13 protein-coding genes and 2 pseudogenes are annotated in these 14,795 nt (G+C 67.9%); 4 read left to right on the top strand and 11 right to left on the bottom strand.

What is annotated here, in order from left to right; translation table 11 throughout:
* The 4 genes and pseudogenes from A9W95_RS28415 to A9W95_RS28005 all read right to left on the bottom strand — a co-directional run.
* Positions 1-78: pseudogene (locus A9W95_RS28415) on the bottom strand (hypothetical protein); the annotation flags it as partial.
* Positions 74-691 (bottom strand): annotated as a pseudogene (locus tag A9W95_RS14880) (demethylmenaquinone methyltransferase); the annotation flags it as partial. The pseudogenes A9W95_RS28415 and A9W95_RS14880, both read right to left, overlap by 5 nt.
* 51 nt (positions 692-742) lie before the next feature.
* Positions 743-1,213, bottom strand: coding sequence for a hypothetical protein (locus A9W95_RS14875; RefSeq protein WP_253851663.1), 471 nt, complete (start codon positions 1,211-1,213; stop codon positions 743-745).
* A gap of 665 nt (positions 1,214-1,878) precedes the next feature.
* Positions 1,879-2,151 carry a DUF4185 domain-containing protein gene (locus tag A9W95_RS28005; RefSeq protein ID WP_067414014.1) on the bottom strand — a complete coding sequence of 91 codons (273 nt, stop codon included), beginning with the start codon at positions 2,149-2,151 and terminating at the stop codon, positions 1,879-1,881.
* A gap of 53 nt (positions 2,152-2,204) precedes the next feature.
* Here A9W95_RS28005 and A9W95_RS14865 point away from each other — a divergent pair, with 53 nt between their 5' ends.
* The 4 genes from A9W95_RS14865 (at position 2,205) to A9W95_RS14850 (ending at position 7,144) form a co-directional block, all read left to right on the top strand.
* The gene (locus tag A9W95_RS14865; RefSeq protein ID WP_067414012.1) at positions 2,205-3,029 is read left to right on the top strand and encodes an SDR family oxidoreductase; all 825 of its coding nucleotides are present in this window, start codon (positions 2,205-2,207) and stop codon (positions 3,027-3,029) included.
* Between the two features lie 99 nt (positions 3,030-3,128).
* Complete coding sequence (locus A9W95_RS14860; RefSeq protein WP_067414010.1) at positions 3,129-4,592, top strand: FAD-dependent oxidoreductase; 1,464 nt, start codon at positions 3,129-3,131, stop codon at positions 4,590-4,592.
* A 238-nt stretch (positions 4,593-4,830) separates the two neighbouring features.
* Positions 4,831-6,099: a cytochrome P450 gene (locus tag A9W95_RS14855; RefSeq protein ID WP_067414007.1), complete on the top strand. Its 1,269-nt coding sequence runs from the start codon at positions 4,831-4,833 to the stop codon at positions 6,097-6,099.
* Between the two features lie 244 nt (positions 6,100-6,343).
* Entirely contained in the window at positions 6,344-7,144 is an 801-nt protein-coding gene (locus tag A9W95_RS14850; RefSeq protein ID WP_067414004.1) for an RNA polymerase sigma factor, read from the top strand.
* Here A9W95_RS14850 and A9W95_RS14845 read toward each other — a convergent pair.
* The 7 genes from A9W95_RS14845 to A9W95_RS14815 form a co-directional block, all read right to left on the bottom strand.
* Entirely contained in the window at positions 7,109-7,735 is a 627-nt protein-coding gene (locus tag A9W95_RS14845; RefSeq protein ID WP_067414001.1) for an FHA domain-containing protein, read from the bottom strand. The genes A9W95_RS14850 and A9W95_RS14845 overlap by 36 nt on opposite strands.
* A 138-nt stretch (positions 7,736-7,873) precedes the next feature.
* Positions 7,874-9,028 carry a glycosyltransferase family 1 protein gene (locus tag A9W95_RS14840; RefSeq protein ID WP_067413998.1) on the bottom strand — a complete coding sequence of 385 codons (1,155 nt, stop codon included), beginning with the start codon at positions 9,026-9,028 and terminating at the stop codon, positions 7,874-7,876.
* An 89-nt stretch (positions 9,029-9,117) separates the two neighbouring features.
* Positions 9,118-9,633, bottom strand: a complete 516-nt coding sequence (locus A9W95_RS14835) for a DUF3592 domain-containing protein (protein WP_156746213.1) — start codon at positions 9,631-9,633, stop codon at positions 9,118-9,120.
* 7 nt (positions 9,634-9,640) lie between these two features.
* Positions 9,641-11,266 (bottom strand): 2-succinyl-5-enolpyruvyl-6-hydroxy-3-cyclohexene-1-carboxylic-acid synthase, encoded by a 1,626-nt coding sequence (gene menD, locus A9W95_RS14830; RefSeq protein ID WP_067413996.1) that lies wholly within the window; start codon positions 11,264-11,266, stop codon positions 9,641-9,643.
* 101 nt (positions 11,267-11,367) lie between these two features.
* A complete protein-coding gene (locus A9W95_RS14825; protein ID WP_067413993.1) occupies positions 11,368-12,150 on the bottom strand; it encodes an alpha/beta fold hydrolase in 783 nt (260 codons plus the stop codon).
* The gene (locus A9W95_RS14820) at positions 12,147-13,130 is read right to left on the bottom strand and encodes an o-succinylbenzoate synthase (RefSeq protein WP_082983107.1); all 984 of its coding nucleotides are present in this window, start codon (positions 13,128-13,130) and stop codon (positions 12,147-12,149) included. Before A9W95_RS14820 ends, A9W95_RS14825 begins: the two co-directional genes overlap by 4 nt.
* Complete coding sequence (locus A9W95_RS14815; RefSeq protein WP_067413990.1) at positions 13,127-14,731, bottom strand: amidohydrolase; 1,605 nt, start codon at positions 14,729-14,731, stop codon at positions 13,127-13,129. The genes A9W95_RS14820 and A9W95_RS14815 overlap by 4 nt, the downstream gene beginning before the upstream one ends.
* Between the last annotated feature and the right edge of the window lie 64 nt (positions 14,732-14,795).

Genomic DNA, 14,795 nt, shown 5'->3' with positions numbered 1-14,795 from the left:
GTCGATAATCACATGCGCATTAGTCCCACTGATCCCAAACCAGGACACCCCCGCCCGCCGCGCACGCCGCTCACCCGGCCCGGGAAATGTCATGCGCCAGGTGCGACTGGTCCGGCCATGCCCTGATCGACTCCGCGAGGTACACGTAGGCGTCCGGATTACTGGACACCGCGCGGGCCACCCGCGGCAGCGCCCGCATCAGGTACTCCTTGTAGGCGGTGGCGAACAGTCCATTGGTCGGCGTGGAGAATTCGCACACCACCAATCGGCCGCCCGGCCGGGTGACGCGGGCCATCTCACGCAGCGCCGCCTGCGGGTCGACGACGTTGCGCAACCCGAAACTGATTGTGACGGCGTCGAATACGTCGTCACCGAACGGCAGTTGGGTGGCGTCGGCGGCGACCTTCGGGACGTTGCGCGCGGCGCCCGCGGCGAGCATCCCGACCGAGAAGTCGGCAGCCACGCACCACGCCCCCGATTTCCTCAGCTCGACGGTGGATACCGCGGTTCCGGCCGCCAAATCCAGCACCTGCTGACCGGGCCCGATCGCCAGCGCCGAGCGGGTGGCGGTCCGCCAGTACCGGTCCTGCCCCAGCGACAGCACGGTGTTGGTCAGGTCGTAGCGGCGGGCGACGCCGTCGAACATCGACGCGACATCCCGGGGGTCCTTGTCCAACGCCGCGCGACTCACGAGGGAAACGCTACCGGGTGTCCGATAGTCGCCCCTCGCGACGGCAAGGGATTACACGTGCGGTAGCCAGGCGGATCCCCGGGACGACAGGACAAAGCCACCGCTTTGCGGGTCTTTGCATGCCGTGGTGCCGGAGCCGTCGACCCCACAAACCACGCCGTCGACGGTGATCGAATGGAATGGGGGAAGGGCTTTGATCCGATGCCCTTGGATGGTTCCATCGACGTACGGCGTCGTAGTGGCCGGTTGTATCCCGGAATCCGTGCCGACGAACGTGTAGGGATCCGTGTCCTGCGGTTCTATTCCAAAAATGTTGTTGCCGGTGCACCCGGCCGCGGCCGGATTAGTGAACGTGCAGGTGATGCCGTCCGGTGTAAGGAAATACACCTCGTCCAGCGCCGAAGCGCGTCCGGGATTAGGCAGCGTGATGGTGTCGTCGGCGACAGCGACGGGGGTGTAGCGGCCGATGTCCGGAAAAGACGGCGGACCAGCCGGGGATGAGCCTCGGCAGCCCACGAGCATCAGGCTCACCACCCCGACGACGCTGCTATGCGGCGCGCCGTGACATGGCGGAAAGCGGCGTTGGATCGTTGGCGACCCCGAGTTCGACGATGCCCGCGGCTGAGTTGGCTGATCACACGTGAGGTAGCCACCGCGAGCCGCGCGGGGACAGCACGAATCCGCTTCCTTCCGGTCCTTTGCACGCCGTGGTACCCGAGCCGTCGACTCCGCAGATTGCACCGTCGGCCGTAATGGAGTGCGATGGTGGAAGGGTTTTGACGCCACTCGGCGCGATCCCAGACGTTGCGATCTGTTGCAACCCGGTCTTGGTCCCAATCCAGTTCACGCGCGGTACCCCCTTCGACGTCGGTGAGGCGGGCGGCACTCCTGGAAGGTTGTTGCCCGTGCACTGAGCTTGTCCCGACTGGAAGTCGCAGTTGATGCCATCAGGGGTGAGGAAAAATACCTGGGTGGCCGGTATCCCGGGGGTGGACGCATCGACTTGGTAGTCCGCGACATTGACTGGTGTATACCCCCCGAGGTCGGGAAACGGCGGAGGGTCAGCGTGAGCATTGCATGCGCTGGCGACGGCGGCGACTACCGCTGCTGCGGCTGCTGCGGAGGCTTTGGGAATCATGTGTGTCCTATCGGGAGGAGCTGCACAGGTATTACCTCGCAGCCGACGATCATTGCCCCGGATTGACGTGCACCTGCTGTACGTCGTACGGCACGTTGAGCGTTGTGTTCCATTGGCTCACGAACAGGTTCAGGTCGTTGAGGGTTGATCCGGGCAGAATGTATCCGCCGTAAGGCTGTAGCAGCGAAGTCGGCGCGTTTCCGGGATCATTATGCGCGACCACGGTAGGCGTGCTGCCGCTGAAGATCTCCGTGGGGCTGTCCCCGACCCGCACTTCCACCTGGTTTGCGCCCGGGCTGCTGTTGAAGCCCGAGAAGTTCACTTCACTGACCGCTACCAGGGAATGAGACAGGACGGCGAGCGTTGCAACACTGCGTGACTGAAAAAGTTTGGTTTATCACCGGTACATCGCGAGGATTCGGACGCGCGTGGGCGACCGCGGCGCTGGAGCGCGGCGACAAGGTCGCCGCCACCGCCCGCAACACGGCATCGCTCGACGACTTGGCGCAGAAGTACGGCGACGCGCTGTTGCCCATCCGGTTGGACGTCACCGATCGGAACGCCGACTTCGCCGCCGTCAAGCAGGCGCACGACCACTTCGGCCGCCTGGACATCGTGGTCAACAACGCCGGCTACGGGCAGTTCGGGTTCGTCGAGGAGCTGTCCGAGCAAGACGCCCGGGATCAGATCGAGACCAACGTCTTCGGGGCGCTGTGGGTCACCCAGGCCGCGCTGCCCTACCTGCGCGACCAGGGCAGCGGCCACATCATCCAGGTCTCCTCGATCGGGGGCATCACCGCGTTCCCGTTGGTCGGCATCTACCACGCGTCCAAGTGGGCGCTGGAAGGCTTTTCGCAGGCGCTGGCCCAAGAGGTCGCCCCGTTCGGCGTGCACGTCACGCTGATCGAGCCGGGTGGCTTCGACACCGACTGGGCCGGCGACTCGGCCAGGCATGCCGATCCGCTACCGGCGTACGACGAGGTCCGCGCCGCCGTGCAGGGCGAGCGCAGCAAGCGCTGGGCCAGCCCCGGCAATCCGGAGGCATCGGCCGCCGCGTTGCTGAAGGTGGTCGACGCCGAAAAGCCGCCGCTGCGAGTCTTTTTCGGCGCGTCGCCGCTGGCGACGGCTAAGGCCGACTACGAGAGCCGCCTGCGCACCTGGGAGGAATGGCAGCCCGTCGCCGAGCTGGCCCAGGGGTAGCCGCGAACGCCGGCACCCACAAATCAGGTAGTCGATTACGCATCTAGACCGCGCGGTGCGGACCCATAATTGTGGGCATCTGCCAGGAAAGGCGGTCCGATGTCCGCACCCCAATCCGCGCCGGTGGAGATTAGCGACGTTTGCATCGTCGGAGCCGGCATCGCCGGGCTGAATGCGTTGTTCGCCGCCAGCCGATATCTGTCGCGGGAGCAGAAGGTGATCTTGATCGACCGCCGGACACGCGTGGGCGGCATGTGGGTCGACGTCTACCCCTATGTTCGCCTGCACCAGCCGCACCCCATGTTCACTGCGGGCAACATCGAGTGGACGCTCGGCAAGGATCGCAGTTATCTGGCGACCAAGGGCGAGGTGCTCGCCCACTTCGAGCACTGCGTCGACGTGATCAGGGAGCGGGTCGGAGTCGAGGAGTATCTCGGCTGGGACTTCGAGTCCGCAGAAGAGACGAACGGGATGGTGCGGGTCACCTGCAGGGCCGCCGACGGTCGGGCCCTCGTCGTCGACACCGAGCGCTTGATCAAGGCCTACGGCCTTGGCATCACGCCGAACGAACCGCTCGACATCTCGAGCAAGCGCGTCCATTCGGTGTCGCCCGATTACTGCGACGTGCGCGTGGGCGACATCAGCGAAAGCGATGCGCCCGTGTGGATCATCGGCGGCGGAAAAACCGCGATGGACACCGCGCACGCATTGATCACGACATACCCCGGCCGCGAGGTCAACCTGGTCGCCGGCCGTGGCACGTTCTTCTCCTGCCGCGACGACCTGTTGCCGAGCGGCGCCCGCCGCTGGTGGGCGGGAACACCGCCGAGCGCAGTCGCCACACAGGTGAGTCACCGGTATGACGGCACGAACGAATCAGAGGTGCAGGATTGGTATCGCGCCACGCATGGCACATTCCTGACCCGCCAGGCGGACAACTTCGTGTTGGGCGTGTTATCCGAGGCCGAGAACCGCACGATCTCCGCAGGGCTGAACGACCTCGTGATGGACTACTTCGAGGATGCGGTGGACCGAAACGGGACAACAGAATTGATATTCCGGAGCGGATCGACGAAGACGATCGAACCGGCCAGCTGGCTCGTCAACTGCACGGGATACGTCAAATTCCCCGACGAATACCCGTACGAGCCGTACGTTTCGCCCAGTGGCGCAGTCGTTTCCATCAATGTGAGGTCGGCCATGCTGCACTTGCCGGCCTTCATGGGGTATTTTCTGGGCCACCTGATGTTCCTGGGCCAGCTCAGGGAAATCCCGCTCTACGAAATAGACTGGATGAGCCTGCGGCAGAAGGCGCCGCTGGCATTTCCATACGCGCTCTTCGCCCTCGTCCAGCACAACCTCAGCCTGATCTACGACACCGTTCCCAGGCGCGTATTCACCGACAACGCCCTCGATTTCGATAAGTGGTACCCGCTTCCACGGCGGCTACCGGGCATGGCACGGTTCATGCTCACCCACCGCCGGGAGTGCGAGCGCCAACGCCGTGTTCTGGACACCGTGCGGGAGCGTTTCGACATCCGTTGTGGCCCGCTCAGCGCGTAGCGGACATACCCAGAAGCTCCGCCACTCCCGGCACCTACGTTCAAACGTCCGACTCAATACGCTAATTTCTCGTCGTCCCGGGCACTATCGTCTTCCACCCTCCGGCCCGGTCAGCCCAACCGCTCCGCCAAAGTACCGATGCCCCAAGACAGGTAGTCGACTACGCGTGTGGGGCGGTCTGGCGCCCAGAAGACTTGGTGACGGAAGTACTCCACCGACGCCCTTCGGGAGCACCACCATGACACTCACGGTTGACGCGTCGACCTGCCCGAGCGTCTTCGATGCCGGCCTGCCGACGATTGATTACGAGCATTGCCAGAGCCCCGAGGAGGCTCACCTGATTCTCCACGAAGCGCGCCGCCTGGCACCGATTGCGATCGGCCCGCACGGGCCGGAAGTGCTGACCTACGAACTGGTCCGAACTGTGCTGCGCGACCCGCGATTTCGCCTACCCCAGGGCATGTTCCTTGCCTCCCAAGGCATCACCACCGGCCCATTGTGGGAGCGCGTCGCCACCAACCTGATCAGTCTCGACGGGGCCGAGCACCACCGGCTGCGCCGGCTGGTGTCCAAGGCGTTCACACCGCGCGCCACCGCCCGGCTGGGCGCGACGATCACCGAGGTGATCAACGGACTGTTGGACCACCACACCGCAATCGGGCGCTGCGACGTGGTCGCCGACATCGCCCGGCAATACCCGATCCCGATCATCTGTGCGCTGTTGGGCGCCCCGGCGCAGGATTGGAAGCTGTTCTCGGAGTGGACCGACGACATCTTCAAGGCCTTCAGCTGGGAGGTCGCCGCCCATCAGCACACCATCTTGGCCGCGTGGGACGAGCTCGACGCCTACATCGACGACATGGTCGCGCAGCGACGCCATCGGCTGACCGACGACCTCATCTCCGACCTGATTCGCGCCGAGGACGACGGGGATCACCTCGACGCCGACGAGCTACGCATGCTGGCGGCGGGCCTGCTGATGGCCGGCACCGACACCACCCGCAACCAGCTGGCCGCTTCCGTGCACGTGCTGTGCGACCGTCCCGAGCAGTGGCAGTTGCTGGGCGAGCACCCAGAACTCGCGAGCAGTGCGGTCGAAGAGACGATGCGGCATTCACCCATCGCGGCCGCCACCTTGCGCATCGCGCTCGAGGACGTCGAAATCGCCGGGGTGATGATCCCCACCGGCACGGTGGTCATCGCAAACACCGCCGCCGCCAACCGCGACCCCGCCGTCTACGACGACCCCGACCGGCTCGACATCACCCGAGTGGGTGCCCCGCCGATGCAGACGTTCGGCGCCGGCATGCATTACTGCCTGGGCGCCAACCTGGCCCGACTCGAGCTCGCCGAAGCGCTGGCTGCCATGGCGCGGCGCATGCCCCACGCACACCGCACCGGGCCCGCGCCATGGAAGCCGCTCACCGGGCTCAGCGGACCTGCCACGCTGCCAGTCGAATTCACGCCACAGATCGACAGCACCGCGACTATTGCGCGGTGCGGATGACGAAGGCGTCGATGTCCTCGTCGTAATCGACCAGATTCGTCCACGAAGACCTCGCCCACCGGATGACCGTCCTCGGCGGCGACGAAGGTCGATCCCGCCGCGCCCACCGGCTGTCTTGAGTACGGCCATACTCGCTTTGCTGCCGGACCCTTGCCAAATGGGCAGGAAACCCTTCCCTTCCGGGAGGAGGAACTGGCTCCCACGGTAATTACCAGATCACCCACAATCCGCGAGCATTTCAGTCATGACCTGCATGACACTGCCGAACAGCCGCATCGTCAGCGACGCGCAGCTCGCCCGGGCCGCGGCGGCCGGTGATCGCGCGGCGCTGGCCGATATCTACCACCGCTACGCCGCCCCACTGCACGCCTACTGCGTCGGCATGCTGCGTGATCGCCACGCCGCCTCCGACTGCGTGCAAGATGTCTTCTGCACCGCCACCACGCAGCTGCCGAAGTTGCGAGACGCGGACAAGCTCAGGCCGTGGCTCTACGCCATCGCCCGCCGCAGCGCGCTGCGGGCACTGTCGGAACGTCGCCGCGAGGCGGCCTGCGACGAGCTGCCCGACGATGCGGCGACCGGCCCGGGTCCGTTTACGCTGACGGCCCAGAACGAACTCCGTCGCCTGATCACCCAGGCCGCCGACGGATTGTGCGAGCGCGACCGGCGGGTGCTGGAGCTTGCCTACCGCCACGGCGCGACCGGAACCGAGCTCGCACAAGCGCTGGGCATCAGCTACGACTCCACCAAGAAGGTGCTGCAGCGGCTGCGCGACACCATCGAACGCTCACTGGGTGCGCTGTTGGTGGCCCGCCACGCATCCCGGCACGGGTGCCCGCAGCTTGCCGCGGACCTGTCCGGCTGGGACAACCGGTTCACCGTCCTGATGCGGAAACGCATTGCGCGCCATATCGATTCGTGCCCCACATGCGACCAATACCGCCGCAGCGCCCTCAACGCCGTGGCCGTGCTCGGCGGCGGGCTACTCGACGAGGTGTCCAAGTCACGTTCACCTTTGTTGCGTAGGACGATCACGCAGCATTGAACGATTGACGGCGCCGAGCCGGATGGCCGCATTGGCCAGCCGGACCCGGCGGTCTCCATCGGTGTCGATGCCGAACTTGTCGTACAGGTGCTGCAAATGTTGCTTGACGGCCGCTTCCGTGACGAACAGCTCCTGGGCCATCCGACGAACCGATGCGGGCTCGGGAAACGGGTCGTCGGACACGAAAGGGCGACACAGAACCTTCAGGACGTCGAGTTCGCGCGCGGTGATGCGGGGCGGCCGCAGGATGGACCTGCCGGTTTCCGTCTCTTGATCACCCGGCGCTTCGCCAGCCCCTTGTGTCATCCAGAAGACCAGCCGTGAACTACCCAAACGCAATTCGTCGCCGGACCGCAGAATCCGTTCCGCGGCGATTTTCTCCCCATTGATGAAGGTGCCGTTGCGGCTACCCAAATCCCGCACCGACCAGGCTTGCCCGAAGTTCTCCAGGACGGCGTGTACGCGGGACACGGTCGGGTCGTGCTCGAACGAGACCGCGTTGGTCAAAGACTTGCCGAGGGTCACCCGTTCGCCGCTGAGCGCGATGAGCTCCCGCCCCGACGGCTTCCACACTTCCAAATGGGACGACATATGGACCCTCCTATCAGGCCCATTCTGACCCCGCGGCTCAGAAAATGACCGGAGAACAGCCCGCTGAGCCGAAAATCGCGCGCTCGAGCAGCCGAGCACGCGCGTCGAGATGGTGTGTCCTGCGGGCCCGGCCCTGGATTACTCTCCCTGCGCGTACCGCTTGGCGAACATCCGCCTGCGCGAGAACGGCGACAGCACCGCCTCATAATGGCCGAGCAGCTCGTCACAGATGACCGGCCAACTGCGGCCGAGCACGCTGCGCCGCGCCGCCAATGCGTAGCGGTGGCGTTCGTCGATCAGATGGGTGACGGCGGCCGGCAACCTCGCCTCGAACTCGTCGACGCCCAGTAACAGACCGGTGCGCCACGGCGTGACGAGGTCGCGTGGGCCGCCGGCGTCGGGGGCGATCACCGGCAACCCCGACGCCAGCGCTTCCTGCACGACTTGGCAAAACGTCTCATGCTCACCGGGATGCACGAAGACATCCATGCTGGCGTACGCCACGGCGAGTTCGTCACCGTACAAGGCCCCAGTGAAAACCGCTGTCGGCATTGACTTTTGCAGCTTGGCGCGGTCGACACCGTCGCCGACGATGACCAGTTGGACGTCGCCGCGCGCCGCCAGCGGGATCAGCCGCTCCACGTGCTTCTCCGGAGCCAACCGGCCCACGAATCCGACGATCGGCTTGCCCCGCGGTGACCATCGACGCCGGAGTGCCTGGTCCCGCCCCGACGGGGCGAACCGCAGTACGTCCACACCGCGCGCCCAGTGGTGCACCCGTGGGAAGCGGTGCTGCACAAGCGATTCCATCGTCACGGTAGACGGCGCCAGGGTGCGGTCGGCGAGGCTGTGCAGATGCCGGAACCAGGCCCACGCGGCCCGCGACGTCATCGGGATGCCATAGCTCGCCGCGAAACCCGGTACGTCCGTTTGGTACACGGCTACGGTCGGCACCCCCAACCAGCGAGCCGCCTTGACGCCGCCGTAACCCAATAACGCCGGCGAGGCCAAATGCACCACGTGCGGGTCGAATCCGCGCAGCACGCTCACCAACCGGGGCGTCGGCACGCCGAGCGGCAACGTGGTGACCTTCGGAAACATCCGCGAGGGAACACGATGCACGCGGATTCCGTCGTGGACGCGATCCGCGGGGGTCACGCCGGGAGGGGTGTCCGGGGCGATGACGAGGGCTTCGTGACCGGTCCGGCGCAAATGCTCGAGTACCCGCAGCACCGAGTTGCTGACACCATTGACTTCCGGCAGGAACGATTCGGCGACGATGGCAACGCGCACACCACTACGGTGTCAGCGCCGGCTGTCGCGAAGGTTGCCTGCGAGCATACGTCGCGCGAAATCTGCTGGTCGGACGCTTCCAACCCCGGCTAGGCCGGTGTGGCCGCGGCCTCGTCGCGGCGATCGAGCAACTTGTCCAGCACCGCTAGCCCGATCAGCAGGGCCGTCGCGGCCAGCCAGCACACCACCGCGATGGAGCCGGCCGGGATGATGGCCAGCCCGGCATTGCGGTGCTGCACCCGAACCAGATTCGGATCGTTCTTGTTGTACTCGACGTAAATCCGCATGCCCGTGGCCAGATGGGACGGATATAGCACGCCTAGCTCCGGGCGGTACGTGACCCGCTCGGGTGTGACGAATTCGATGGTGGAGCGGCGCGGCCCGGCGCTGAGCACCTCGGCCTGCGCCACCCCCATGTTGTGTTCAATCGCAAGGTCATCGCGCCAGGCGCCGGCCACCAGCAGGATCGACTGCAGCGTGACCAAGCCGGTCACGATGAGCACCGTGACACGGGCCCAACGCAACGCGATCCGGGACCGGGTGTTGGGCGGCTTGTCGCTGCGACCGTGAATCAGTATGTGCAGCAACCTCTTCAGGTGGTTCACGAGACCCTCAAAGGGCCGCCTTGATGGCCGCGTGCAGCTGCCGCAGCGACGACCGGTCGGCCTTGACCTCCAGCACCCGCATACCGGGTGCGGGTTCGTCGAGCGCCGCGCCGAGCTGGTCGACCTCGATCTGCCGGCTGTCGACGTGATAGGCGCGACACAGCGCACCCACGTCGACGTCGTGCGGTGTTCCGAAGATTCGCGACGACACGTCGGAGAACCGCGGATCGCCCTGTTCGAGCAGTTCGAAGATGCCACCGCCGTTGTCGTTGGACACCACGATGGTCAGCTGCCGCGGGGTCGGCTCGGTGGGCCCGATCAGCAGCCCGGAGCTGTCGTGGACGAACGTCATGTCACCGATCAGCGCGACGGTGCGTCCCTCATAGGCGAGCGCGGCCCCGATCGCGGTGGACACCGTGCCGTCGATGCCGGCCACGCCCCGGTTGGAGCGGACCCGGATGCCGTGGGTGTCCAGGCCGACCAGGGCCGCGTCGCGGACCGGGTTGGACGCTCCCAGCACCAGCTGGTCACCGGGCCGCAGGGCGTCGGCCACGGCCGCCGCCACGTGCAGGCCGGTGGTCAGCGGGTGCGCCTGGAGCTGGCCGCGCACCGCTTCGTTGGCGTGCCGGTTGGCCTCCGCGCAGCGCCGCAGCCAGGCCGGATTCGGGGTGCCGGTGGTGACCGCCCTGGTCCCCGTGGCCTGCGAGTTGCCCGAGACATCGGGCCAGCGCGGTCCGGTGGTCAACGCGTACACCGGCACCTGCGGATCGGCCAGCAGCGCCGACACCGGCCGGTGCAGGGTGGGCCGACCCAGCATGATCACCTGCTTCGGGCGCAGCAGCGGCAGGGCCAGCGGGTGCAGCGGGTTTTCCGGGGCGGGCGCCGTCGATTCGGCGACGGTCGGCAACTGCGCGAGGTTGGGGTGCACGCCCGCGCCGTGCCCGGCGATGACGACGGTGTCGGGCGACAGGTCGATGTCCAACGGCTGGTCGAACGTGACCGGTGGCGTGTAGGTCCACGGCCGCCCGCCGGGCCGCCCCTGCGGCACGGCGGCGCCCTGGTGTTCGGGATCGGGGACCAGGGGTTCGCGCAGCGGGATGTCGAACTGCACCGGCCCGGCGTTGGCGGTGCGAGATCCGGTGGCGGCCACCAGGACTCGACAGGTGGCCGATCGCCACGTGGCGTTCAAGGCGTCCAGCCGTTCCGGTGCGTCCTCGGCCAGGCCCAGGCTGATGGCGGCGCGGACCTGCGTGCCGAAGTAGCCCAACTGCTCCATGGTCTGGTTGGCCCCGGTGCCCAGCATCTCGTAGGGCCGGTTGGCCGACAGCACGATCAGCGGCACCCGCGCGTAGTTGGCCTCCACCACGGCCGGCCCGAGGTTGGCCACGGCGGTGCCCGACGTCATCGCCACACACACCGGGGAGCCGGCGGCGATCGCCAGCCCGATGGCCAGGTAACCGGCGGTGCGCTCGTCGATGCGGACGTGCAGGCGGATCCGGCCGGCGCGGTCGGCGTCGTGCAGCGCGAAGGCCAGCGGCGCGTTGCGTGACCCGGGGCACAGCACCACGTCGCGGACGCCGCCGCGAATCAACTCGTCAACGACGACGCGGGCCTGGGTCGTCGAAGGGTTCACTCCTACAGCCTGTCACAACCCCCCAGCCGGCCGCCCAACGTGGAGTTGGCGGGCTGACTCGCCCGGGTTTCGCCCGGAAAGTCGACGCTGGGCGCGGGGTACTAGTTGCTGGCGAAGAACTTCAGCGCCGCATCGTTGACGGCGTCGGGGCGCTCGAAGAACCCGAGGTGGCCCGCGTCGGGGATCTGCACGTAGCGCCCGTTGGGCAGCGCGTCGGCGACCTCGCGCCCCAGGTAGGGCGGCGCCAGCACGTCGTCGGAGAAGCCGATCACCAGCACCGGCGTCGCGATGCTGCGGTAGGCCGGCAGCCGGTTGGTGTGCGGGGCGACGTCCAGCTGGCAGCGCGTGCCGGGGGTGGACTTGATCGGCCACATGGAAAACATCGCGATCCAGTCGGCGACGGCGACGTCGTCGTTGAGCGTCTTGCGCGAAAAGTTTTCCAGCAGACGGATTTTCGCGTCGTAGGAGTTCGGCAGCTGGACCCCGGCGTCGGTGAGCTCGGCCTCGGCGTCGCGAAAGAACTGGCGCGCCTTGTCCATGCGGCCGCGGGTGCCCATCAACACCGCGGAGCGCACCAGTTCCGGCCGCGCCAGCATGAGCTCCTGGGCGATGAACGCGCCCATCGACATGCCGACGACGCGGGCCGGTGCGGCGTTCAGCCCCTCGATCAGCGCCGCGGTGTCGGCCACCATCGTCTGCGTCGTGAAACCCTGCGCGTTCTCGGTGGCGCCGATCCCGCGGTTGTCGAAGGTGATGACGCGGTAGCCGGCCGCCAGGAACGCGGGGAGCTGATACGGGTGCCACGTCCGCCCGGCGCCGCCGTGGCCGCTGATGAACACCACAGGCTCGCCCGAGCCGCGGTCGTCGTAAGCCAGGTTGATCACCCGGACGACGGTACAAGGAGCGGGTGGCAGGCCGTGACCCGGTCGACCCACCACTGCCGCCGCTCCGGGGGCGCGGCCAGGGTCCGCAGCCGCGCCGGATCCGGGGTCACCGGCCCGACGGTCAGGGCGCCGTCGACGGGGGCGGCGACCTCGGCCACGTCTTCGGCGAACAACCCGCCGGTGCCCAGCCCGCACGCGTGGCCCAACACCGGCAGGGCCGCCGCGGCGGCCAGCCCGGCCGCGATGCCCACCGCCGAGTCGATCGCGCTGGAGACCACGACCGGGATGTCGATCTGCGCGGCGATCGCAAGCATGGCCGAAATACCGCCCAGCGGAGCGACTTTGAGGACGGCGATGTCGGCGGCGCGGGCGCGGACCACGGCGAGCGGATCGTCGGCCTTGCGGATGCTCTCGTCGGCGGCGACCGGCACGTCGACCCGCCGGCGCAACGCCGCGAGCTCCTCGACCGTCGCGCAGGGTTGTTCGAGGTATTCCAGCGGGCCGTCGGCGGTCAGGGCGGCCGCCGCCCGCACCGCCTGCTCGACGCTCCAGCCGCCGTTGGCGTCGACCCGCACGGTCGACACGACTTCGCGGACGGCGTTGACCCGGTCGACGTCGTCGGCCAGCGTCTGGCCCGGCTCGGCGACCTTCACCTTGGCCGTGCGGGCGCCCGGGAACCGGGCCAGCACCTCGCCCACCCGGGCGGCGTCGACGGCCGGGACGGTGGCGTTGATCGGGATGCGGTTGCGCCGCGGCTGCGGCGGCGGGCGGTAGGCGGCCTCGATCCCGGCGGCCAGCCAGTGCGCGGCCTCGGGCGGCGCGTACTCCAGGAAGGCACCGAACTCCCCCCAGCCCGCGGGACCCTCGATCAGCGCGACCTCCCGGGTGGTGATGCCGCGGAACCGCACCCGCATCGGCAACGCGACCACGTGCAGGCGGTCCAGAAGGTCTTGCAGGCGGGGCGGGCGCGTGGGCGTCACTGGCCGTAGACCTGGCGGCCCGCCAGGAACGTCGCACGCACCTGAAGGTCGGCGATCTCCTCGGGCGGCACGGTCCGCGGATCGGCCGACAGCACCACCAGGTCGGCGTACTTGCCCACCTCCAGCGAGCCGATGACGTCGTCGGCGAACAACTGCCAGGCCGCGTCGATGGTCTGCGCGCGGATCGCCTGGTCGACCGTCAGCCGCTCCTCGGGCGCCAGCACCCGACCGCTGGGCGCCGTGCGGGTGACCGCGACGCTGATGTTGCGCAGCGGTTCCTCGGGCGTGACCGGCGGGTCGTTGTGCAACGAGATGCGCATGCCGGTGGCGACCGCGGAACCCGCTGGCATCCAACGAGATCCGCGTTCGGGACCGAACAGCCCGTCGACGATGATGTCGCCCCAGTAGTGGATCTGGTCCACGAAGATGCTGCAGGTGACCCCGAGGTCGGCGGCGCGCTGCAGCTGCTCGGGCCGGATGGCGCCGACGTGCTCGAGCCGCAGCCGGTGGTCGTCGCGCGGGTGGCGCCTGAGCGCCTCTTCGTAGACGTCGAGGATGGTGTCCACGCCCGCGTCGCCCTGCACGTGGCAGGCCATGGGCCAGCCCAGCGGGAAGTAGGCACCCACGATCTCGTGCAACTGCTCGGCGGTGTAATTGGCGCATCCGCAGGAGCCGGGCACCACGCCGATGATCCGGGTGGCCTCGGTGTCCAGATACGGGAAGGACAGGTCGATGTTGCCGATCCACGGCGAGCCGTCGACCCAGATCTTGATGCCGACCTGGCGCAGCATGTCGTCGCCCTGGCCGGGGGTGGCGTCGGTGTGCATCTGCGGGTTGGAAATCTCATAGGTGCGCAGCCGGACCGTCAGCTGGTCGCGGAGTTTGTCGACGAGGGGCCGAAATCCCGGGTCGAAGGCCATCTCCGAGCAGGTGGTCAGGCCGGCACGGTTGAGCCGCGCGCACTCGGCGAGCAGCATCCTCGGGTAGTCGGCCATGTCGATGGCCCCACCGAGCAGCGGGAACACCGCGCCGGTCTCCTCGGCGGTGCCGTCGAGCTCACCGTCAGCGTCGCGTCCGTACTTGGCGCCCTTGGGGTCCGGGGTGTCGCGGGTCAGGCCATGCGCCTTCGCGGCGGCGGAGTTGAAGAACGCCTTGTGGCCCGAGTTGTGCAGGATCACCAGCGGGCTGTCCGGGGCGACCTCGTCGAGCCAGCTCAGCGTGGGTTCCGGCAGACCGTTCTGCAGCAGCGGGTCCCAGCCGTTGAGGTAGGCGCCGTCGGCACCGCGACGGGAGACCTCGGCGTGGATCGCGGCGACGACGTCGTCGGCGGCGCGCAGGGTGACCGGACGGATGTCGACGAAACGGTCCGACAGCGCGACCGCTTCCATCAGCGGATGGCCGTGCGCCTCAACGAAACCGGGCAGCACGCAGCCGTCGCCGACGTCGACGGTCCGGGTGTCCGGGCCGAGGTAGGCGTCGATTTCGGAGCGGCTGCCGACGGCGACGATGCGGCCGTCGGCGACGGCGAGCGCCTCGGCGGTGGGCCGGTTCTCGTCGACGGTCAATAGGGTCCCGGTGACGACGAGATTTGCGGCAGCCATGTGCAGGGATGGTAGCGGCCGGAGGGGGTGGCTGACTAAAACTGCAACACGTTCTAGTCTTGGC

Origin of the sequence: Mycobacterium sp. 1423905.2 (assembly GCF_001673155.1) — a bacterium.
GTDB lineage: Bacteria > Actinomycetota > Actinomycetes > Mycobacteriales > Mycobacteriaceae > Mycobacterium.
Note: the sequence above shows the minus strand (reverse complement) of the source record. Positions and strands in the feature narration are given on the sequence as shown.